Genomic DNA, 21785 nt, shown 5'->3' with positions numbered 1-21785 from the left:
GTGGATTAATCTAAAGGTCAGCCATAGACCTTTGGCGCGCTGCCACGGTCTATGCCAGTGCCTATCGATAAAAGGAAGAACGCCATGCCTGCCCGCGAACTGCAACAACAGCTCAATGCCCTGCGCGAGCAATTGGAACAGAATCCTCCGCTGACCGAAGCCGAGCGCGAAGACCTGCATGCGCTGATGAAACAAATCGAACTTGAGCTTGAGCTCGAAACCAAAACCCAGGACTCCAGCCTCGCCGATGGCGTAAACCTGGCCGTCGAACGCTTTGAACTTGAACACCCCGCCATTGCCGGCACCTTGCGCAACATTGTGCAATCCCTGGTCAGCATGGGGATCTGAACCCGCCAGATACAAAAAAGCCCCGCTAGTGATAGCGGGGCTTTTTATTGCGTGGTAACTCGCTGTGCTTTTGTAGGAGCCCGGCTTGCCGGCGATAGCGGTCTCAAAAACGCCATCGCCAGCAAGCCGGGCTCCTACAGATGTTACTGTCGGACCAGGCGATGGTTCGGCAGTTGCACGTCTTCAGTGCTGCGATACGGGTTGATGTCCAACCCGCCGCGACGCACATACCGCGCATACACCGTCAATTTCTCCGGCTTCAGCAACCGTTGCAGGTCGAGGAAGATCCGCTCCACGCATTGCTCATGGAAGTCCGAGTGCTGACGGAAGCTCACGATGTACTCCAGCAGACTCGCGTGATCCAGCGCCGCGCCACGGTATTCCACCACCACGCTGCCCCAGTCCGGCTGACTGGTCACCGGGCAGTTGGATTTGAGCAAATGACTGTGCACGCTCTCCTCGACGATGCGCGAATCATCACAACGCAGCAGCTCCGGACGCGGATGCTCATAGTTGCTAACGCTGATGTCCAAGTCATCGATGCACACACCCGGCAACGCCACGACGCCTTCGGCTTCAACGTCTTTCAGGCGGCGAACCCGCACGCCGACCGACTTGCCTGCCGCAGCGGACAGGTCGTTCACCAGCGTCGCTTCAAGGCTTGCGATATCGGCAAACGGAGTCTGATTCAACGAGTTCAGATACAGCTTGAACGACTTGGATTCGATGATATTCGGCGAATCCGCCGGGATGCAGAATTCGCCGATCGCCACCACGGGTTTACCGGACGGCAACAGCCACGACAGCTCGAAGCAGTTCCAGAAATCCACGCCTTTATACGGCAGGGTTTCAGCCGTCAGCCCCAACTCGGCCCATTTCGCGGTGCGCGGGATCGGAAACAGCAAGGACGGCGTGTAAGTGGCGATGTATTCGCTGGATTTACCCAGCGGCGAGTGTTCGGCTGCGGGATGCATGGCGGAAACCTGACTGAAGAATCAGCGGATTCTACCAGCCTTTGCTCGCGCCTTAGAGTGCTTACTGACTGACTGTCAGTTTACCGACCATGCCAGCCTGATAGTGACCTGGAATATTGCAGGCAAATTCCAGGTTGGTGGCCTTGGTGAAGGTCCAGGTCAGTTCGGCGGTTTTGCCCGGCTCGACCAGCACGCTATTGGGGTCATCGTGTTTCATACCATGATCCATTCCCGCCATCGCGCCGTGGTCCATTTCCTTCATCCCTGTAGGCGTAAGCATGCCGCTCTGCTGCATCTTCATCATTTCCTGCTGATGTTTTGCATGCATCGCCGCGTCACCGAGGTTGAATTCGTGCAGCAACTGGCCTTTATTCACCAGCACAAAGCGAACTGTCTCACCGGCCTTGATATCGATGGCCTTTGGGGTGAACGACATATCGCCCATCACCACTTCAACGCTGCGGGTCGCCTTGGCAGCCGGGGCCGGTTGCCCGAAGTCGTAGGTGTGCGCCGGCGATGCCCACACCGGCGAACTCAGCACCAGCAGGCACGCAGCCAGCACCAGGGGTTTGCGCAAAAACATAGTCATACTCCAACAAGATAAAGTTCAGCCTGTGGAAAACACTAAACTGCGGCCACTGCCCGTAACCTGACAGCCAGATTACAACTTTGTCAGGTTGACCTGCACAACCGCTGCCCACGGTATAAAGCGTTCGTTCCATTTGCCTCGAGTCGCCCATGAAACTGCTGATCGTCGAAGACCAACCGAAAACCGGCCATTACCTGCGTCAGGGCCTGACCGAAGCCGGGTTCAACACCGAACTGGTGGCCGACGGCGACACTGGCCAGCAATTGGCATTGAGCGGTGACTACGCGCTGTTGATCCTCGATGTGATGTTGCCCGGTCGCGACGGCTGGCAAATCCTCCAGGCAGTGCGCAGCGCAGGCCTCGACACGCCAGTCCTGTTTCTGACCGCGCGAGACGCGGTGGAAGACCGGGTTCACGGCCTCGAACTGGGCGCCGACGATTATCTGGTCAAGCCGTTCGCCTTCTCCGAACTGCTGGCCCGGGTTCGCAGCCTGTTGCGTCGCGGCAGCACCACGCCGCAGGAAACCAGCCTGCAACTGGCCGATTTGCGCCTGGATCTGATCCGCCGGCGCGTCGAACGCAGTGGCCAACGCATCGACCTGACCGCCAAGGAGTTCGCCCTGCTCGAAATGCTCCTGCGCCGTCAGGGCGAAGTGCTGCCCAAATCGCTGATCGCGTCCCAGGTCTGGGACATGAATTTCGACAGCGACACCAATGTCATCGAAGTCGCCATCCGCCGTTTACGCCTGAAAATCGACGACGAGTTTCCGAACAAGTTGATCCATACCGTGCGCGGCATGGGTTATGTCCTCGAAGAGCGCCCGGCCTGATGCGCCGACTTTCATTGAGCAGCCGTCTGGCGCTGCTGTTTGCAGCTTGCACCGCCGTGGTTTCGTTGTTCGCGGGCGTGTTGTTCAGTCGAGCCAGCGAGGCACATTTCGTTGAACTGGACCAGCAATTGCTGGACGGCAAGCTCATTGGTTTGCGCCGGGCGCTTCACGATCTTCAGTCCAGTGAAAGCGAAGTCAGACTGGCGGATGAATTGAACCGCCAGGCTGATTTGTCCCTGCGCATTTCCGGCAGCGACGGCAAGCGCTGGTACGACAGCGCCCCGAGCCTGCCCGATAAACTTCCGCAGAGGCCGGGTTTGTCGACCATGAACGACGACGGCACCGACTACCGCGTCCTCAATGCGCCGTTGTTTGTCGACAAGCCTGACTCACCGCAATTGACCCTGCTGCTGGACATCACCCACCACCAGCACTTTCTGCAGCGCATGCAGCACTTGATCTGGCTGACCGTCGGTTTGTCGGCCCTGGCGACTGCGCTGCTGGGTGCCTGGGCGGCGCGTAGCGGGCTGCGTCCGTTACGGCGCATGAGTGCAATCGCCAGTGGCGTTTCCGCGCAGTCGCTGAACGCCCGACTGCCCGAAGAGAACATGCCGCCCGAACTTGCGGAAATGGCCCACAACTTCAACGCCATGCTCGGACGCCTCGACGACTCATTTCAGCGACTCTCGGCGTTTTCTGCCGACATCGCCCATGAACTGCGCACCCCCCTGTCAAATTTGCTGACCCACACCCAGGTCACCCTCACCCGCCCACGCCCCCTTGAGGATTACCGCGAAGCACTGCACAGCAACCTCGAAGAACTGCAATGGATGGCGCAACTGGTCAACGACATGTTGTACCTGGCCAAGGCTGATCACGGGTTGCTGATGCCCAAACGTGAACCCTTGGAATTGGCGGAAGAAGCGGATGTGTTGCTGGAGTTTTTTGCGCCATTGGCCGAAGACGCCCAGGTGACGTTGAGCCGCGAAGGCAACGCGCGCCTGGAGGGAGACCGGAGCATGTTGCGTCGGGCACTTTCGAATTTGCTGGATAACGCGCTGCGATTCACGCCGGCCGAAGGTGAGGTCCGGGTGCGGATTATCGAGCGGCCTGAAGGTTTGAGTCTGACGGTCGAGAACAGCGGCGAAGGCATTGACGGGGCATTACTGCCGCGTTTGTTTGATCGCTTCTACCGCGCAGATCCGGCGCGACAGGAAGGCAGCAGTGAACATGCGGGGTTGGGGTTGGCGATTACCCAGTCGATCATTCGGGCCCATGGCGGGCAGATTCGTTGCGAATCGGAGAATGGGTGGACGCGGTTTGTGATTGAGTTGCCGAAGGGGGATTGAGGCCAGCAGGTCCGGCCCCTTCGCGGGCAAGTCGGGTCGCCGCACCGCTCGCTCCTACAGGTTTTGTATCGACGCAATAAAACCTGTAGGAGCGAGCGGTGCGGCGCCCCGACTTGCCCGCGAAAGCGGTGTAACGGCCTACGAATACCGCAACGCGTGAGCCGGCTCGATCTTCGCCGCCCGCCACGCCGGGTAAACCGTGGCGAGGAAGCTCAACACAAACCCCGCAGAGCAAATCAACAACACATCCCCACCCTGCAATTCCGAAGGCAGGTTGCTGACGAAATACACGTCAGAACTGAAGATGTGCTGCCCACTGACCCGCTCCACCCAGCCCACCAGCTCACTGACGTTCAGCGCGGCAATCACGCCGAGCACGCCACCGATCAAGGTGCCGACCACGCCAATCACCGTGCCCTGGACCATGAAGATCGCCATGATCTGCCGTGGCGTGGCGCCAATGGTACGCAGGATCGCGATGTCCGCGCCCTTGTCGTTCACCACCATGATCAAGGTCGCGATGATGTTGAACGCTGCCACCGCAACGATCATCAGCAACAGCAGGCCGATCATGGTTTTTTCCATCTTCATCGCGCTGAACAGGCTGCCCTGGGTGTGAGTCCAGTCGTCAGCCTTGTACGCCGTGCCCAAGCCGCCAGCGATATCGCTGGAGACCTTCGGCGCCGCGTACAAATCCTTCACCGCCAGACGCACGCTCTGCACCTGATTCGGTTCCCAATGCTGCATCTGCGCGGCATCTGCAACGTGGATCAGCGCCATGGAGCCGTCCAGCTCAGCGCCGACCTTGAACACGCCCACCACATTCAGCCGCTGCATGCGCGGGGTGATCCCGCCCGGTGCGGTGCTGACTTCCGGCACGATCAGGGTGATCTTGTCACCGACATTCAAGCGGAAACGTCGTGCCGTGATCTCACCGATCACCACACCGAACTCGCCCGGTTTCAAGGCATCGAGACGCCCCTGGACGATGTGCTGGGCAACGATCGAGACCTTGCCTTCCAGCGCAGGATCGACGCCACTGACCTGGATCGGCTGCATCGTGCCTTTATAGGAAAGCATGCCTTCCATCTCGGTGAACGGTACGGCGGCGGTCACTTCCGGGTTTTTCATCGCGGCGTCGGCCACCGGCTGCCAATCGTCGATCGGGTTCACGCCGACGATGGTCGCGTGAGGCACCATGCCGAGGATGCGCGAGCTCATTTCGCGCTGGAAGCCGTTCATGACCGACAACACCACGATCATCGCCAGCACACCGAGGGCGAGGCCGATCATCGAGGTCATCGAGATGAACGAAACAAAGCGATTGCGGCGCTTGGCGCGGGTATAGCGCGTGCCGATAAAGATCGATAACGGTCTGAACATTCGCTGGGGCACCGTATAAAAACAAAAAGACCCGACGTCTTTTCAGACATCGGGTTTCGGCCAATCAGATAGGCGTCAGGCAACCTTCCTGCAAATGCAGGACGCGATCCATCTGGCGAGCCAGGTTCATGTCGTGAGTCACCACCAGGAACGCCGTGCGCATCGAGGTGCTGAGTTCCAGCATCAAATCCTGAATACCCTGGGCGGTGTGGGAGTCGAGGTTACCGGTCGGCTCGTCGAGCATCACCAGCCCTGGCTTGTTCACCAGCGCGCGGGCGATGGCCACGCGTTGACGTTCGCCACCGGACAATTCCGCCGGTTTGTGCTCCAGGCGATGGCCCAGCCCTACCCGCTCCAGCAACGCCGTCGCACGCTGACGCGCTTCCGGGATCGCGGTCTTGCCGATCAGCAACGGCATGCAGACGTTTTCCAGCGCAGTGAATTCCGGCAGCAAATGGTGGAACTGGTAAACGAAACCCAGCGACCGATTGCGCAACAGGCCGCGATTCTTCTCGCTGAGTGCCGACAGCTCTTCGCCGTCGAGCCAGACGCTGCCCTTGGTCGGCGTATCGAGACCGCCCAGCAGGTTGAGCAAAGTACTTTTGCCCGAACCCGAGGTGCCGACAATCGCCACGCGCTCACCCGGATGCAGCTCCAGTTGCAGACCGGCCAACACTTCTACCGATTCCGGGCCTTCCTCGTAGGATTTGCCCAGGTTGCGGCAGCTCAAGATTGCTTTATCACTCATGCCCGACTCACTCATAACGTAGCGCCTCCGCAGGCTGGGTGCGCGCGGCACGCCAGGCTGGATACAGGGTGGCGAGGAAACTCAGGACCAACGCGGCGGCGCAGACCATCAACACATCCTGGCTCTGCACTTGCGACGGCAGGTAATCGATGAAGTACACGTCGGCGTTGAGGAACTTGTGTCCGATCAGGCCTTCGAGCAGCGAGATCGCGGCGCTGACGTTCAGCGCGGCGAAGATCCCGACCACGGCGCCGATCAGCGTACCGACCACGCCGATGACCGTGCCCTGCACCATGAAGATCGCCATGATCGAACCCGGCGTGGCGCCGAGGGTACGCAGAATGGCGATGTCGCCCTTCTTGTCGTTCACCACCATCACCAGCGTGGAAATGATGTTGAACGCGGCCACGGCAACGATCAGCAGCAACAGCAGACCGATCATGGCTTTTTCCATGCGGATCGCCTGATACAGATTGCCGTGGGTGCGGGTCCAGTCGCGGGCGTAGAAATGGTCTTCACCGAGCTGCTGGGCGATGTTCCACGCGGTGCGTGGCGCCTGGAACAGGTCGTCGAACTTCAGGCGGATGCCCTGCACCTGATCCGGTTTCCAGCGGTGCAGCTTCGCCAGATCCTGCAGATTGGTGACGCCCAGGTAACCGTCGATTTCACCGGCGCCGACATGGAAGATGCCGACCACGGTAAAGCGTTTCATGCGCGGGAACATGCCGGCCGGGGTCACGGTGACTTCCGGCGCCACAAAGGTCAGCTTGTCGCCGATGGCCGCGCCGAGCTTGGCGGCCGCCTTGTCGCCGATGACGATGCCGAAACTGCCGGGCGCGAGGTCGTCGAGTTTGCCCTGCAGCATGAACTTGTCAATGATCGACACCTGGCGTTCCAGCGCCGGGTCGATGGCATTGAGCAGCACCTTGGAGACCTTACCGTTATTGGTCAGCAATCCCTGCATCTGGGTAAACGGCGCCACGGCCGTTACTTGCGGGTTCTGCTTGACCTTGGCGGCGAGGCCCTGCCAGTCGCTGATCGGCTCACCGGACTCGATGGTCGCGTGGGGCACCATGCCCAACACGCGCGTGCGCATCTCATGATCGAAGCCGTTCATGACCGACAGCACGACGATCATCACGATCACGCCGAGGGCAAGACCGATGATCGAAGTCAGGGAAATGAACGACACAAAATGATTGCGACGCTTTGCACGGGTATAACGCGTGCCAATAAATACGAAGAGAGGTCTGAACATGTCGGGGCTTGTTCGGAGGGAAAAGGAACGTCCTTGTGGCGGGGGTCGATAACCAGCTTTACACTCAGACCACCGCCGCTACCATGGGTTCGCCATGTCGACATTAGATGAAGAAGATCGCCGCGAATACTACCGTATCGAGGACACGATCGCACTGGAAATTCGGCCCCTGTCCGCTCCCGAAGCCGCAGGCCAGGAAGTGTTGCAGGATGCTTCCCCACTCTTCAACCTGCTCAGCGAATTGCACCTGAGCGAATTCGAGTCGCAACACCTGCTGCGCCAGATCAGTGAACGCGACCGCACCCTCGCGGCGTTCCTGAAATCCCAGAACAAACGCATCGATCTGCTCAGCCAGGTGATCGCCATCACCGTGCTTGGGCAGATCGGCGAGCCGCAGCCAGTGATCATCTCGGAAGGCGGCATCGACTTCCAGAATCCGACCGCTATCGCTGAAGGCACTCACTTGTCGGTGAAACTGGTGTTGATGCCACAAGCCCTCGGCCTGTTGCTTCGGGCGCGCGTCACCCATTGCGACCGCAAGGGCGACGGCTTTGACATCGGTACCGAGTTCGAACGCCCGACCGATGCCCAGCGCCAACTGCTGGCCCGCTACATTCTGCAAAAGCAGGCCCAGGAACGACGCCTGGCCCGCGAAAACGAATCAGGCAATTAATTTAAGGAAGAACCGTGACCCTCATCTACGGCCATCGCGGCGCCAAGGGCGAAGCACCGGAAAACACGCTGAACAGCTTTCAGCAATGCCTCAAGCACGGCGTGCGCCGTTGCGAGCTGGACCTGCACCTGTCCATGGACGGCGAGCTGATGGTCATCCACGACCCAACGCTCAAGCGCACCACCGACCGACGCGGCAAGGTGGTCGAGCACACGGCCGCCGAGCTGGTGACCTACGACGCGCGCAAGGGCGGACCGGGCTGGATCAAGCCGTGCCCTATTCCTACGCTGGAAGAGTTGTTCGAGAAATGCGATTTCGAACACTGGCAGCTGGAAGTCAAAAGCGCTTCACGCACCCGCGCCGCGACCACCGTCCTGGCGATTCGTGAAATGGCTGTACGTCACGGCCTGCTCGACAAGGTGACCATCACTTCAAGCTCGCGCGAAGTACTGAAAGCCGCGCTGGACCTGGTGCCGGACGTGTCCCGCGGATTGGTAGCCGAGTACGCCTGGCTCGACCCGTTGAAGGTCGCGGCAAGCTATGGCTGTGAGATTCTGGCGCTGAACTGGACCCTGTGCACGCCGGAGCGCCTGGAGAAGGCACAGCGACAGGGGTTGCATGTGTCGGTGTGGACAGTCAACGAGCCCGCGCTGATGCGCAGACTCGCCGACTTCGGCGTTGACAGCCTGATTACAGACTTTCCCGGTTTGGCCACCGCCACGCTCGAGAATTGCTGAAATCGGTCTCCCCGGCCGGCTCAGGCCACCGGCCGGAGCCGCTCAAAAAAGCCGGTTGAGGCCATCGTACGCCGCTACCCGATAGGCTTCGGCCATGGTCGGGTAGTTGAACGTGGTGTTGACGAAGTACTTCAGCGTATTCAGCTCGCCCGGCTGGTTCATGATCGCCTGACCGATGTGCACGATCTCCGACGCCTGATAACCGAAGCAGTGCACGCCCAGCACTTCCAGCGTTTCGCGGTGGAACAGGATCTTCAGCATGCCCTGAGGCTCGCCGGCGATCTGCGCACGCGCCATGCCCTTGAAGAACGCCTTGCCCACTTCGTACGGCACTTTGGCCTGAGTCAGCTCCTGCTCGTTCTTGCCGATCGAGCTGATCTCCGGAATGGTGTAGATGCCGGTCGGTACGTCGTTGACGAAGCGCCAGCTGCCGTTGTCGACGATGCTGCCAGCGGCCGAACGGCCCTGGTCGTGTGCGGCACTGGCCAGGCTCGGCCAGCCAATCACGTCACCGGCGCCGTAAATGTTCGGCACGCAGGTGCGGTAGGCTTCGTCGACTTCGATCTGGCCACGGCTGTTGACCTTGACGCCGATGTTTTCCAGACCCAACTGATCGGTGTTGCCGGTACGACCGTTGCACCAGAGCAAGGCGTCGGCCTTGATCTTCTTGCCGGACTTGAGGTGCAGGATCACGCCGTTGTCCACGCCTTCGACGCGGTCGTAGTCTTCGTTGTGGCGAACCGTGATGTTGTTGTTGCTGAAGTGGTAGCTCAGCGCCTGGGAGATTTCCGAGTCGAGGAAGCTCAACAACTGACCGCGGTTGTCTACCAGCTCAACCAGTACGCCCAGACCACTGAAGATCGACGCGTATTCGCAACCGATCACGCCGGCGCCGTAAACGATGAGTTTGCGCGGGGTGTGGCCGAGGCTGAGGATGGTGTCGCTATCGTAGATACGCGGGTGATGGAAATCGATGTCCGCCGGACGATAAGGACGCGAGCCGGTGGCGATGATGATGTGCTTGGCCACCAGTTTTTCAACTACACCGTTGGCGCAGACCACTTCGATGGTTTGCTCGTCGGCGAAGCTGCCGGTGCCGAAGAACACGTCGACGCGGTTACGGGCGTAGTAGCCGGTGCGCGAAGCGACTTGTTTGGAAATAACTTTCTCGGCGCTTTTCAGCACGTCCGGGAACGAGAACCAGCGCGGTTCACCAATGGCCCGGAACATCGGGTTGGTGTTGAACTGCATGATCTGCCGGACGGAGTGACGCAGTGCCTTGGACGGGATGGTGCCCAGGTGGGTGCAGTTGCCGCCAACCTGGCGACGACTATCGACCATCGCCACCTTGCGCCCTGCTTTGGCGGCGTTCATTGCCGCGCCTTCTCCCGCCGGGCCGGAACCCAGCACCACCACGTCGTAGTTGTAGACAGCCATGCATACTCCTCAGAACAGGCCGCGGCGCTCTCGGCACCTGCGGCTAAATCACGCCGATCTGCGGCGTGAAGGAACAATTTGGGGCCAGTGCAGAACCCGGACACAGTCTATAGAAGCGTCAACGCCGCGCACATTAACCCTTGGTCGCGTCGTAGGCTACTTTTGCCTGCACTACAACGCCAGTTTTCAATGCGTGCATCACCGTAATCATTCGGTTTTACCGCCACTGAGACGCTCAAAAGCCTGATTGGTACGTATGACGAAACCTGTATCGGCACGAATCACAAAGAATGCACCAATGTTGTGGGTTTCGGCATAGTCCCACCCCCGTTCAGGACCGAGAATCAGCAACAGCGTCGATAGTCCATCGGCCATCAACGCTGAAGGATGAATGACCGTGACTGACGCCAGCGTGTGTGAGACCGGCGTACCGGTGTGAGCATCGAAGGTGTGGGAATAACGCCGCCCGTCCTGCAGAAAATAGTTGCGATAGTCGCCGGAAGTGGAAACGCCGTAGCCGTCGACCGCGATGATGCGTTCTGCAACTTGCTGATCGTCTCGAGGTTGTTCAAGCGCGATGCGCCACGGCGAGCCATCAAGTTTCTTGCCGGCAGCCTTGAGCTCTCCGGTGGCTTCGGCGAGGTAGTTGTGAATGCCCATCGCGTCGAGTTTTGCGGCAATCGTATCGACGGCGTAGCCGGCGGCGATGCTATTGAAGTCGACTTCGACGGCGGCGTCCTTGCACAACTGTTCGCCTTCGATGCGCAGATGCTGATAACCGACTCGCTGCCGCACCTCGGCAAGCGCTTGGGCATTGGGCACTTTTTCTTCACGCGCCCGGGGGCCGAATCCCCAGAGATTGAGCAGTGGCTCCACGGTCAGGTCGTAGGATCCTTCGCTTTGCTCTGACAGTTGCTCACCAACGCGGATCAATTTGAGGATGGACGCGGGCATTTTCTGACAGCGATTGGCGGGCAGATCGTTGAAGCGTTCGATGTCCGAATCGCTGCGATAGGTAGACATTTGCTTGTCGACCTCGGCGAGGATCTTCTCCACCTCGCTGCGCACCTGTGCGGGCGCGGGCAGATTGGCATGGCGCACGTATTTGATTGAATAAGTGCTTCCCATAGTCGGGCCGCCGACGCTTTCCATGGAATCGCCATTGCCGCAGCCAGCCAAAACACCAGCCAGCATCACAACCACCTTCCAACGTCCAGTTAACAAATCTTCATCTCCCAGTAAAAGCACGCCAGCCATTATGGGACACACGCGAAACGCTTTCTTACAAGATTTAAAAAGTGAGTATCCAGACATGTCCTCCACGACCGGCAAAGGCAAAGCGATTTTTCGCGTTGTCAGCGGCAACTTTCTCGAAATGTTCGACTTCATGGTCTACGGCTTTTACGCCACAGCCATCGCCAAAACCTTCTTCCCCGCCGACAGCGCTTTCGCTTCCCTGATGCTGTCGCTGGCCACTTTCGGTGCCGGCTTCCTGATGCGCCCTTTGGGGGCGATTTTCCTCGGCGCCTACATCGACCGTCATGGCCGCCGCAAAGGCTTGATCATCACCCTCGCGATGATGGCGGCCGGCACGGTGCTGATTGCCTGCGTGCCGGGTTACGCCACGCTGGGCGTGGCCGCGCCGCTGATCGTGCTGTTCGGCCGACTGCTGCAAGGTTTCTCTGCCGGCGTGGAACTGGGCGGTGTGTCGGTCTATCTCGCGGAGATTTCCACACCGGGGCGCAAAGGGTTCTTCGTCAGTTGGCAGTCTGCCAGTCAGCAAGCGGCGGTGGTGTTTGCCGGCTTGCTGGGGGTGGGTTTGAACCACTGGCTCAGCCCGGAAGAAATGGGTGAATGGGGGTGGCGCGTGCCGTTCCTGATCGGCTGCATGATCGTGCCGGTGATCTTCGTGATTCGCCGTTCGCTGGAAGAAACGCCTGAGTTCCAGGCACGAAAACACCGCCCTACCCTGCGGGAAATCGTCCACTCGATCGGTCAGAACTTTGGCATTGTCATCGCCGGCATGGCGTTGGTGGTGATGACCACGGTGTCGTTCTACCTGATCACCGCCTACACCCCGACCTTCGGCAAGGCCGAACTGCACCTGTCGGATCTGGATGCGTTGCTGGTGACGGTCTGTATCGGCCTGTCGAACTTTTTCTGGCTGCCGGTGATGGGTGCTGTGTCCGACAGGATCGGGCGAAAACCCCTGCTTCTCGCGGCGACCATTCTGGCGATTCTCACCGCCTACCCTGCCCTGTCGTGGCTGGTGGCGAACCCGAGCTTCAGCCATTTGCTGATCGTCGAGTTGTGGTTGTCGTTCCTGTATGGCTCGTACAACGGCGCCATGGTCGTGGCGCTGACCGAGATCATGCCGGTGGAAGTTCGTACGACCGGTTTCTCTCTGGCCTACAGCCTGGCGACGGCAACCTTCGGCGGGTTTACGCCGGCAGCCTGTACGTACCTGATTCATGTGCTGGATAACAAGGCTGCGCCGGGGATCTGGCTCAGCGGCGCGGCAGTGCTGGGGTTGATTGCGACGCTGGTGTTGTTCCGTGGTAACCGGCATGAGTTGCGGACGGCGCAGGCGGCGGTGGTTGGCGGCGCCTGACAGACCGCTTTCGCGGGCAAGCCTCGCTCCTACATTGGATCTGTGTCGTTCACAAGTCCCCTGTGGGAGCTAGCCTGCTAGCGATGAGGCCCGACCTGGCGACACGGCTCAAAAGCCTGCACATGAAAACGCCCCGACCAAAGTCGGGGCGTTTTCATGTGCAGCTAAGGCTTAGCGCGGGAATGCTGGCGGGTTTACACCAGCCATGTCTTCCATCACGCGAACCACCTGGCAGCTGTAACCGAATTCGTTGTCGTACCAAACGTACAGAACAACGCGGTTGTCTTGGGTGATGGTTGCTTCAGCGTCCACAACGCCAGCGTGGCGCGAGCCAACGAAGTCGGTGGAGACCACTTCCTGCGAATTGACGAAGTCGATTTGCTTGTGCAGATCGGAGTGCAGCGCCATGTAGCGCAGGTACTCGTTCATCTCTTCACGGGTGGCGGCTTTCTCAAGGTTCAGGTTGAGAATGGCCATCGACACGTTTGGCGTCGGAACACGGATCGCGTTACCGGTCAGCTTGCCGGCCAGCTCAGGCAAAGCCTTGGCAGCAGCGGTGGCAGCACCGGTCTCGGTGATCACCATGTTCAACGCGGCGCTACGGCCACGGCGATCGCCCTTGTGGAAGTTGTCGATCAGGTTCTGGTCGTTGGTGTACGAGTGAACCGTTTCAACGTGACCGTTGACGATGCCGAACTTGTCGTTGACAGCCTTAAGCACCGGCACAATGGCGTTGGTGGTGCAGGAAGCAGCCGAAACGATCTTGTCGTCAGCGGTGATTTCGCCGTGGTTGATGCCGTGAACGATGTTCTTCAGCTTGCCTTTGCCAGGCGCGGTCAGAACAACGCGGTCGATACCCGGGCAGGCCAAGTGCTGGCCCAGGCCGTCGGCGTCACGCCATACACCGGTGTTGTCCACCAGCAGCGCGTCTTTGATGCCGTACTGGGTGTAATCCACTTCAGTCGGGTTCTTCGCGTAGATAACCTGGATCAGGTTGCCGTTGGCGGTGATGGTGTTGTTTTCTTCATCGATGGTGATGGTGCCGTTGAACGAACCATGTACCGAATCGCGGCGCAGCAGGCTGGCGCGCTTGGTCAGGTCGTTCTCGGCGCCCTTGCGCACCACGATGGCACGCAGACGCAGGCCGTCGCCGCCACCGGTTTTTTCGATCAGGATGCGCGCCAGCAGACGGCCGATACGACCGAAGCCGTACAGCACAACGTCGGTGCCTTTGCGAGCGGAGGCGTTTTGCTGGCCAACCACTTCAGCCATTTCTTCACGGACGAACTGCTCGGCAGTACGGCCATTGCCTTCGACGCGGAATTTGTACGCCAACTTGCCCAAATCTACCGAAGCCGCGCCGAGCTTGAGCTCGCTCATGGCTTTCAGCAGAGGGAATGTTTCGTGGACGGAGAGTTCGCTATCGTCGGAAGAACGATGGCGAGCAAAGCGGTGAGCTTTGAGAATCGCGATGACAGACTGGTTGATCAGGCTGCGGCCATAGATCGAGCTCACCACGTTGTTATTGCGGTAGAGCTGACCGATAAGCGGAATCATCGCTTCTGCGAGTGCTTCACGGTCGATCCATTCACCAAGACACTGGTCGGGCTTCTGAGTCACGGGAACCTTCCACATGTAGGGGCAGAAAAAAGGGGCTACATTATGCCGCCGAGTGTCTCTCGTAGCAATGCGCGCCTGTCGTGCGATCCGTAACAATTTCTTCTTCAAAAAAATTACGCACCGCCGAAGCCCAGTAAAACCGCGGCTTTCAGCGAAGTCAATTTTTTGGAGACATCGCCGCCTTATCCGTAACCCTCCGTAACACTCAGTCGTTTTGCCACTACATAATCAGTAATTTTCAGCAAAAAACCGGCGTTTTTTGTCTTTACCACTACATTTCGCCAAACCTGCGTAATAGACACAGTCAGCAACTGACAGGCGGCACCCGGGGCCGCTACAATTACCGACTTTGTCGCAACGCTTGGAGCTCAACCTTCCGTGCCCGTTCTGCGTCTACCGCTTCTCCCTGCCGCGGCAGGTAAACAGCACTGGGGCAACCTGCCCGGTGCCGCCCTGAGCCTGGCCATTGCCGAGGCTGCCAGCGCTGCCAAGCGCTTTACCCTGCTACTGACCGCCGACAGCCAAAGTGCCGAGCGGCTGGAGCAGGAGCTGGGTTTCTTCGCCCCGGATTTGCCGGTGCTGCATTTCCCGGACTGGGAAACCCTGCCCTACGATCTGTTTTCGCCACACCAGGACATCATTTCCCAGCGCATCGCTGCTCTATATAGATTGCCGGAGTTGAGCCATGGCGTGCTGGTGGTGCCGATCACCACGGCCCTGCACCGCCTGGCGCCGACCAAATTCCTGCTCGGCAGCAGCCTGGTGCTGGACGTTGGCCAGAAGCTCGACGTCGAGCAAATGCGCACCCGACTGGAGGCCAGCGGTTATCGCTACGTCGACACGGTGTACGAGCACGGCGAATTCACCGTCCGCGGCTCGCTGATCGATCTGTTCCCGATGGGCAGCAAACTGCCCTTCCGGATTGACCTGTTCGATGACGAAATCGAGACGCTGCGTACCTTCGATCCGGAAAACCAGCGCTCCATCGATAAAGTCGACACCGTCCGCTTGTTGCCTGCACGGGAATTCCCGCTGCAGAAAGATGCGGTCACCCGTTTCAAGGCACGCTTCCGTGAGCGCTTCGATGTCGATTTCCGCCGTTGCCCGATCTTTCAGGACTTAAGCAGCGGGATTACACCGGCGGGTATCGAGTACTACTTGCCGCTGTTCTTCGACGAAACCTCGACCCTGTTCGATTACCTGCCCCAGGACACCCAGGTGTTTTCCCTGCCGGGCATCGAGCAGGCGGCGGAAAATTTCTGGAACGACGTGCGCAATCGTTATGAAGAGCGCCGTGTCGATCCGTCCCGTCCTTTATTACCGCCAGCCGAATTGTTCCTGCCGGTGGAGGACTGCTTCGCACGCCTGAAGAACTGGCCGCGCGTCGTCGCCAGTCAACAGGACGTGGAAACCGGTGTCGGCCGCGAGCGCTTCCCGGCGCGAGAACTACCGAACCTGGCCATCGAAGCCAAAGCCACTCAACCGCTGGCCGCGCTGGCCGGTTTCCTCGACGAGTTCCCTGGTCGCGTGCTGTTCACCGCCGAATCTGCGGGCCGTCGTGAAGTGCTGCTGGAACTGCTGGAACGCCTGAAGCTGCGACCGAAAACCGTCGACAGCTGGCCCGACTTTGTCGCGAGCAAGGAGCGCCTGGCGATCACCATCGCACCGCTCGATGAAGGCCTGGTGCTCGACGATCCGGCCCTGGCGCTGGTCGCCGAAAGTCCGTTGTTCGGTCAGCGTGTTATGCAGCGTCGTCGCCGTGAAAAACGCGCCGACGCCAACAACGACGCCGTGATCAAAAACCTCACCGAACTGCGCGAAGGCGCCCCGGTGGTGCACATCGATCACGGCGTTGGCCGCTATCTGGGCCTGGCGACGCTGGAAATCGACGATCAAGCCGCCGAGTTCCTGACCCTGCAATACGCAGAAGGCGCCAAACTGTACGTGCCGGTGGCCAACCTGCACCTGATCGCCCGCTACACCGGCAGCGACGATGCCCTGGCCCCATTGCACCGTCTCGGCTCGGAAACCTGGCAGAAAGCCAAACGCAAAGCCGCCGAACAGGTGCGCGATGTGGCGGCGGAATTGCTCGACATCTATGCCCGCCGCGCTGCTCGCGAAGGTTATGCCTTCGAAGATCCGAAAGCCGATTACGCCACTTTCAGCGCCGGGTTCCCGTTCGAAGAAACCCCGGACCAGCAAACCACCATCGAAGCCGTGCGCGCCGACATGCTCGCACCGAAGCCGATGGACCGGCTGGTCTGCGGCGATGTCGGCTTCGGCAAGACCGAAGTGGCGATGCGCGCAGCGTTCATTGCGGTGCACGGCGGCCGTCAGGTGGCGATCCTGGTGCCGACCACCCTGCTCGCCCAACAGCACTACAACAGTTTCCGCGACCGCTTCGCCGACTGGCCGGTGACCGTGGAAGTGATGAGCCGCTTCAAGTCGGCCAAGGAAGTGAATGCCGCCGTCGCCGACCTCGCCGAAGGCAAGATCGACATCGTCATTGGCACGCACAAGCTGCTGCAAGACGACGTAAAAATCAAAAACCTCGGGCTGGTGATCATCGACGAAGAACACCGTTTCGGTGTCCGCCAGAAAGAACAGCTCAAGGCCCTGCGCAGTGAAGTCGACATCCTCACGCTGACCGCCACGCCGATTCCGCGCACGCTGAACATGGCAGTGTCCGGCATGCGCGACCTGTCGATCATCGCCACGCCGCCGGCCCGTCGCCTGTCGGTGCGGACGTTCGTCATGGAGCAGAACAAGAGCACGGTCAAAGAGGCGTTGCTGCGGGAGCTGCTGCGTGGCGGCCAGGTCTACTACCTGCACAACGACGTGAAGACCATCGAGAAATGCGCCGCCGACCTCGCCGAACTGGTGCCGGAAGCGCGAATCGGCATCGGCCACGGGCAGATGCGCGAGCGCGAACTCGAACAGGTGATGAGCGACTTCTACCACAAGCGCTTCAACGTACTGATCGCCTCGACCATCATCGAGACCGGCATCGACGTGCCGAGCGCCAACACCATCATCATCGAGCGCGCCGACAAATTCGGCCTGGCGCAGTTGCACCAGTTGCGCGGCCGCGTCGGTCGCAGTCACCACCAGGCCTATGCTTATCTGCTGACACCGCCGCGCCAGCAAATCACCCCAGATGCAGAAAAGCGCCTGGAAGCGATCGCCAATACCCAGGACCTCGGTGCGGGCTTCGTGCTCGCCACCAACGACCTGGAAATCCGTGGCGCCGGTGAACTGTTGGGCGACGGCCAGAGCGGGCAGATCCAGGCGGTCGGCTTCACCCTGTACATGGAGATGCTCGAGCGTGCGGTGAAGTCGATCCGCAAGGGCGAACAACCGAATCTCGATCAGCCGTTGGGCGGTGGCCCGGAAGTCAATTTGCGTGTTCCGGCGCTGATTCCCGAAGACTATCTGCCGGATGTCCACGCGCGGCTGATTCTCTACAAGCGCATTGCCTCGGCCACCGATGAGGATGGTCTCAAGGACCTGCAAGTCGAGATGATCGACCGTTTCGGCCTGCTGCCGGAGCCAACCAAGAACCTGATGCGCATCACAGGGCTGAAGCTGCAAGCCGAAGTGCTGGGGATCAAGAAAGTCGACGGTGGCCCGCAAGGCGGCCGAATCGAGTTCGCGGCGCAGACACCGGTCGATCCGCTGACCCTGATCAAACTGATTCAGGGCCAGCCTAAACGCTACAAATTCGAAGGGGCCACGATGTTTAAATTCATGGTCCCGATGGAGCGCCCGGAAGAGCGCTTTAATACTGTAGAGGCATTGCTTGAATGCCTCATTCCGAAAACTGCTTGAAGGACGCCGCATGCGCCTGTTTCGTTTACTGACTTTGCTGACCACCCTGGTCGCCCCAACGGCATTTGCCGATGACCTGTATCAGATCGAAATGATTCTGGTCCGGCAAAACGCCGTGCCCGCCATCGTCAGCCGCGCCGCGCCGGAAGACTGGGCCGCCGGCGCCCAGCAAATCCGCCCCGAGAGCCTGCGTACGCCGAGCCTGAATGGCGAAGTGGAAAAACTCACCGCCAGCAATGAATACACGGTGTTGCTGCACAAGGCCTGGCAGCAAAATCTCGGCGAAGAAGCCAGCAAAGTTGCGGTCAGCGACGGCAAGGAACAGTTCGGCCAATTCCCGATCGAGGGCACGCTGAACCTGAAACTGGGGCGTTTCACCGACGTTGACGCCGACTTCTGGGTCAACCAGATCGACGCCAACGGCATGGTGACCGCCAGCGAACGCCTCAAACAAGAAAGCCACACCAAGAACGGCCAGTTGAACTTCCTCGACAACGGTCACCTCGGCCTGCTGATCAAGATCACCTCGCTCACCGCCCCTGCGCCTCGGCCAGTCCCCGAACAAATTCCGGACTGATTGAAGTCCCTATGCCCGCGACCCTGAGCAAACCCCTGGCACCTTCATGGGTCAGTCGATTCAAGGAACAAAGCCTGGAGCGCGGCCGCCGCTATGCGCTGGAGAACCGCGTCAGGATCGTGGAAGTCGGCGACGCAACCATTACGGCCGCGTGCGAAGGTTCTGGCGGTAACGTTTACCGTCAGACCATTCGCCTGCGCGAGTCAGCCAAAAGCACGCTGCTGATGGTCGATGCCACGTGTACATGCCCGGTCCGCAGCAACTGCAAACATTGCGCAGCCGTGCTGTTGAAGGTGCAGGAAACCCTCGCCTACCCCGCCGCCGCTCAAGACGCCGAATTGCTGGAAAAACTTCAGGCCGTACTGGAAAATCGCAACCCGAAAGCACCGCCGCAAGTGCTGGTGGACAACGTGCAACCGGTGCCGCGCCTGTGGCTGGCAAGCATTGAGTTCAGCGCCTTCGAGCCGCGCAACGGCAAGATGCAGCGTTACATCCAGCATCGCGCTGCGTTGTCCTTCAGCTATCTGGATGAATACGTTTGCGGGCAGAAAAACGCCGACATCCTGATACGTCAGGAGGCGCAGACATTACGGATAAAACGCCACCCGGAAGTCGAACAGGCCTACAGGGAACAGTTACGAATCCTTGGCTTCAAGATCGCCACCCGGCAAAGTAAAGCCTTGCCGGAAAGTGCCGGCGAACTCTATGAAATGGTCAATGACAGTGCCTGGCTGACCTTCACGCTCAACGAGCTGCCGAAGCTGCGCACCCAAGGCTGGGAGTTGCAGATCGATGAGGATTTCGGTTTCGACCTGACCGCCGTGGACGACTGGTACGCCACCGTCGAACAGGCGCCGGAGCGCGACTGGTTTGATCTGGAACTGGGGATCATCGTCAATGGTGAGCGGTTGAGTCTGCTGCCCATCCTGTTGAACCTGATGCGCTCCCACACCGAGATCCTCAACCCGGAACGCCTCGCACGGCGTCGCGACGATGAATTGATTTTGGTGAACATCCCCCATCGCCCGAACTCCGAGCATGGGCCGTTGCAAGTCGCCCTGCCCTTTGGCCGATTGAAACCGGTGCTGGCGACCCTCGGCGAGTTCTATCTGCAAGAGCCCGGAGAAACCACGCTGCGCCTGAGCAAGGCCGACGCGACACGCCTGAATCCGCTGGAAGACCTGCCGCTGCTCTGGGAAGGTGGCGAACAGATGCGCAGCTTTGCCCAGCGTCTGCGGGACATCAAGGACTACACCGCGACAGCACCGGAAGGCTTGAACGCGACCTTGCGCCCCTACCAGCTGGAAGGCTTGAGCTGGATGCAGTCGCTGCGGCAACTGGAAGTTGGCGGGATTCTCGCGGATGACATGGGCCTGGGCAAAACCCTACAAACCCTGGCGCATGTTCTCAGTGAGAAAAACGCCGGGCGCCTCGATCGTCCGTGCATGGTGGTGATGCCCACCAGCCTGATTCCCAACTGGCTCGACGAAGCGGCGCACTTCACGCCGCAACTGAAGGTGCTGGCACTGTACGGCGCCAGTCGTAAAAAGCATTTCGACAGTCTGGCCGATTACGACCTGATCCTCACCACCTATGCGCTGCTGCCCAAGGACGTCGAACGCCTGGCCGCACAGCCACTGCACGTGTTGGTGCTGGACGAAGCGCAATACATCAAGAACCCCAACAGCAAAGCCGCCCACGCCGCGCGCGAACTGAATGCACGCCAGCGTTTGTGCCTGAGCGGTACGCCACTGGAAAACCACCTGGGTGAGCTGTGGTCGCTGTTTCACTTCCTGCTGCCCGGCTGGCTCGGCGATGTGAAGAGTTTCAACCGTGATTACCGCGTGCCGATTGAAAAGCGCGCCAGCGAAGTACGACTTCAACACCTCAACGGCAGGATCAAACCGTTCCTGCTGCGCAGGACAAAAGAGCAGGTAGCGACGGAGTTGCCGCCGAAAACTGAAATCATCCATTGGGTCGAGCTCAACGAAGCCCAGCGCGATGTGTACGAAACCATGCGCTTGGCGATGGACAAGAAAGTCCGCGACGAAATCACCCGCAAAGGTGTGGCACGCAGCCAGATCATCATCCTTGAGGCGCTGCTGAAGCTGCGTCAGGTCTGCTGCGACTTGCGCCTGGTCAACGACGCGGCCCTGCCGACGCGCGCAAGCACCTCGGGCAAGCTCGACAGCCTGATGGAAATGCTTGAGGAGTTGTTCGAGGAAGGCCGACGGATTCTGCTGTTTTCGCAGTTCACTTCGATGCTGGCGTTAATCGAGGTCGAACTGAAGAAGCGCGGCGTGGAGTATGCGTTGCTGACCGGACAGACTCGCGACCGACGCTCCCCGGTGAAAGACTTCCAGAGCGGCAAGCGTCAGATCTTTCTGATCAGCTTGAAGGCAGGTGGTGTTGGCTTGAACCTGACGGAAGCGGATACGGTGATTCACTACGACCCGTGGTGGAACCCGGCGACGGAAAACCAGGCAACCGACCGCGCATATCGCATCGGCCAGGAGAAACCGGTGTTCGTTTACAAGATGATTGCCCGGGGCACGGTGGAAGAGAAAATTCAGCACCTGCAGAAGGAAAAATCCGACTTGGCGGCAGGCGTGCTGGATGGGCGCAAGGCTGGGGACTGGAAGTTGCAGAGTGATGATATCGAGGCGTTGTTTGCGCCGCTGCCGGAGAAGATCGATAAGTAGTTGCCGGCTTGAAATCGCCTTCGCGGGCAAGCCTCGCTCCTACAGTCTTTGAGTCGATCGCAATATTTGCGATCTGCATAAAACCTGTAGGAGCGAGGCTTGCCCGCGAAGGGAGCGACTC

Annotated in this window: 17 protein-coding genes; 9 read left to right on the top strand and 8 right to left on the bottom strand. The window is 59.8% G+C overall.

Features of this window, described 5'->3' with window-relative positions; all coding sequences use genetic code 11:
* Positions 1-84: 84 nt before the first annotated feature.
* Positions 85-348, top strand: coding sequence for a DUF4404 family protein (locus tag KGA82_RS20710; RefSeq protein ID WP_223452208.1), 264 nt, complete (start codon positions 85-87; stop codon positions 346-348).
* Positions 349-491: 143 nt separating this feature from the next.
* Here KGA82_RS20710 and queF read toward each other — a convergent pair whose 3' ends face one another.
* On the bottom strand, positions 492-1322 hold the full coding sequence (gene queF / locus KGA82_RS20705; protein ID WP_223452206.1) for an NADPH-dependent 7-cyano-7-deazaguanine reductase QueF: 831 nt from the start codon (positions 1320-1322) through the stop codon (positions 492-494).
* Positions 1323-1383: 61 nt separating this feature from the next.
* Positions 1384-1905 (bottom strand): plastocyanin/azurin family copper-binding protein, encoded by a 522-nt coding sequence (locus tag KGA82_RS20700; protein WP_223452202.1) that lies wholly within the window; start codon positions 1903-1905, stop codon positions 1384-1386.
* 155 nt (positions 1906-2060) lie between these two features.
* On the opposite strand from KGA82_RS20700, the gene KGA82_RS20695 reads away from it, so the two are divergent.
* The gene (locus tag KGA82_RS20695) at positions 2061-2741 is read left to right on the top strand and encodes a heavy metal response regulator transcription factor (protein WP_008028443.1); all 681 of its coding nucleotides are present in this window, start codon (positions 2061-2063) and stop codon (positions 2739-2741) included.
* On the top strand, positions 2741-4090 hold the full coding sequence (locus KGA82_RS20690; RefSeq protein WP_223452200.1) for a heavy metal sensor histidine kinase: 1350 nt from the start codon (positions 2741-2743) through the stop codon (positions 4088-4090). The genes KGA82_RS20695 and KGA82_RS20690 overlap by 1 nt, the downstream gene beginning before the upstream one ends.
* Before the next feature lie 138 nt (positions 4091-4228).
* Here the strand turns inward: KGA82_RS20690 and KGA82_RS20685 are convergent, their stop codons facing one another.
* From KGA82_RS20685 to KGA82_RS20675, 3 genes are all read right to left on the bottom strand, one after another.
* Positions 4229-5473, bottom strand: coding sequence for a lipoprotein-releasing ABC transporter permease subunit (locus KGA82_RS20685; protein ID WP_008037700.1), 1245 nt, complete (start codon positions 5471-5473; stop codon positions 4229-4231).
* Positions 5474-5537: 64 nt separating this feature from the next.
* Positions 5538-6221, bottom strand: coding sequence for a lipoprotein-releasing ABC transporter ATP-binding protein LolD (lolD, locus tag KGA82_RS20680; protein WP_167362922.1), 684 nt, complete (start codon positions 6219-6221; stop codon positions 5538-5540).
* A gap of 7 nt (positions 6222-6228) precedes the next feature.
* Positions 6229-7479, bottom strand: coding sequence for a lipoprotein-releasing ABC transporter permease subunit (locus KGA82_RS20675; RefSeq protein ID WP_223434359.1), 1251 nt, complete (start codon positions 7477-7479; stop codon positions 6229-6231).
* 94 nt (positions 7480-7573) lie between these two features.
* Between KGA82_RS20675 and KGA82_RS20670 the strand changes: the two genes are divergently transcribed.
* Both KGA82_RS20670 and KGA82_RS20665 read left to right on the top strand, forming a co-directional pair.
* The gene (locus KGA82_RS20670; protein ID WP_223452192.1) at positions 7574-8152 is read left to right on the top strand and encodes a PilZ domain-containing protein; all 579 of its coding nucleotides are present in this window, start codon (positions 7574-7576) and stop codon (positions 8150-8152) included.
* A gap of 14 nt (positions 8153-8166) precedes the next feature.
* Complete coding sequence (locus KGA82_RS20665; protein ID WP_008028453.1) at positions 8167-8889, top strand: glycerophosphodiester phosphodiesterase; 723 nt, start codon at positions 8167-8169, stop codon at positions 8887-8889.
* A 42-nt stretch (positions 8890-8931) separates the two neighbouring features.
* Here the strand turns inward: KGA82_RS20665 and sthA are convergent, their stop codons facing one another.
* Positions 8932-10326 (bottom strand): Si-specific NAD(P)(+) transhydrogenase, encoded by a 1395-nt coding sequence (gene sthA / locus KGA82_RS20660; RefSeq protein WP_008028455.1) that lies wholly within the window; start codon positions 10324-10326, stop codon positions 8932-8934.
* Positions 10327-10533: 207 nt separating this feature from the next.
* Complete coding sequence (locus KGA82_RS20655; RefSeq protein WP_008037702.1) at positions 10534-11520, bottom strand: FAD:protein FMN transferase; 987 nt, start codon at positions 11518-11520, stop codon at positions 10534-10536.
* 118 nt (positions 11521-11638) lie between these two features.
* Here KGA82_RS20655 and KGA82_RS20650 point away from each other — a divergent pair, with 118 nt between their 5' ends.
* A complete protein-coding gene (locus tag KGA82_RS20650; RefSeq protein ID WP_008028459.1) occupies positions 11639-12937 on the top strand; it encodes an MFS transporter in 1299 nt (432 codons plus the stop codon).
* A 171-nt stretch (positions 12938-13108) separates the two neighbouring features.
* Here KGA82_RS20650 and KGA82_RS20645 read toward each other — a convergent pair whose 3' ends face one another.
* Positions 13109-14572 carry a glyceraldehyde-3-phosphate dehydrogenase gene (locus KGA82_RS20645; protein ID WP_008028461.1) on the bottom strand — a complete coding sequence of 488 codons (1464 nt, stop codon included), beginning with the start codon at positions 14570-14572 and terminating at the stop codon, positions 13109-13111.
* A 363-nt stretch (positions 14573-14935) separates the two neighbouring features.
* Between KGA82_RS20645 and mfd the strand changes: the two genes are divergently transcribed.
* From mfd to KGA82_RS20630, 3 genes are read left to right on the top strand one after another with little or no spacing between them, the layout of a single operon-like run.
* Complete coding sequence (gene mfd, locus KGA82_RS20640; protein ID WP_008028463.1) at positions 14936-18385, top strand: transcription-repair coupling factor; 3450 nt, start codon at positions 14936-14938, stop codon at positions 18383-18385.
* 10 nt (positions 18386-18395) lie between these two features.
* The gene (locus KGA82_RS20635; protein ID WP_008028464.1) at positions 18396-18962 is read left to right on the top strand and encodes a CsiV family protein; all 567 of its coding nucleotides are present in this window, start codon (positions 18396-18398) and stop codon (positions 18960-18962) included.
* 11 nt (positions 18963-18973) lie between these two features.
* Positions 18974-21664 (top strand): DEAD/DEAH box helicase, encoded by a 2691-nt coding sequence (locus tag KGA82_RS20630; RefSeq protein WP_223452190.1) that lies wholly within the window; start codon positions 18974-18976, stop codon positions 21662-21664.
* The last annotated feature ends 121 nt before the right edge of the window (positions 21665-21785 follow it).

The sequence above is a fragment of the Pseudomonas sp. BF-RE-22 genome, assembly GCF_019956155.1.
Classification (GTDB): domain Bacteria; phylum Pseudomonadota; class Gammaproteobacteria; order Pseudomonadales; family Pseudomonadaceae; genus Aquipseudomonas; species Aquipseudomonas migulae.
The sequence above is the reverse complement of the archived record's forward strand: the minus strand, read 5'-3'. Positions and strand labels throughout refer to the sequence as shown.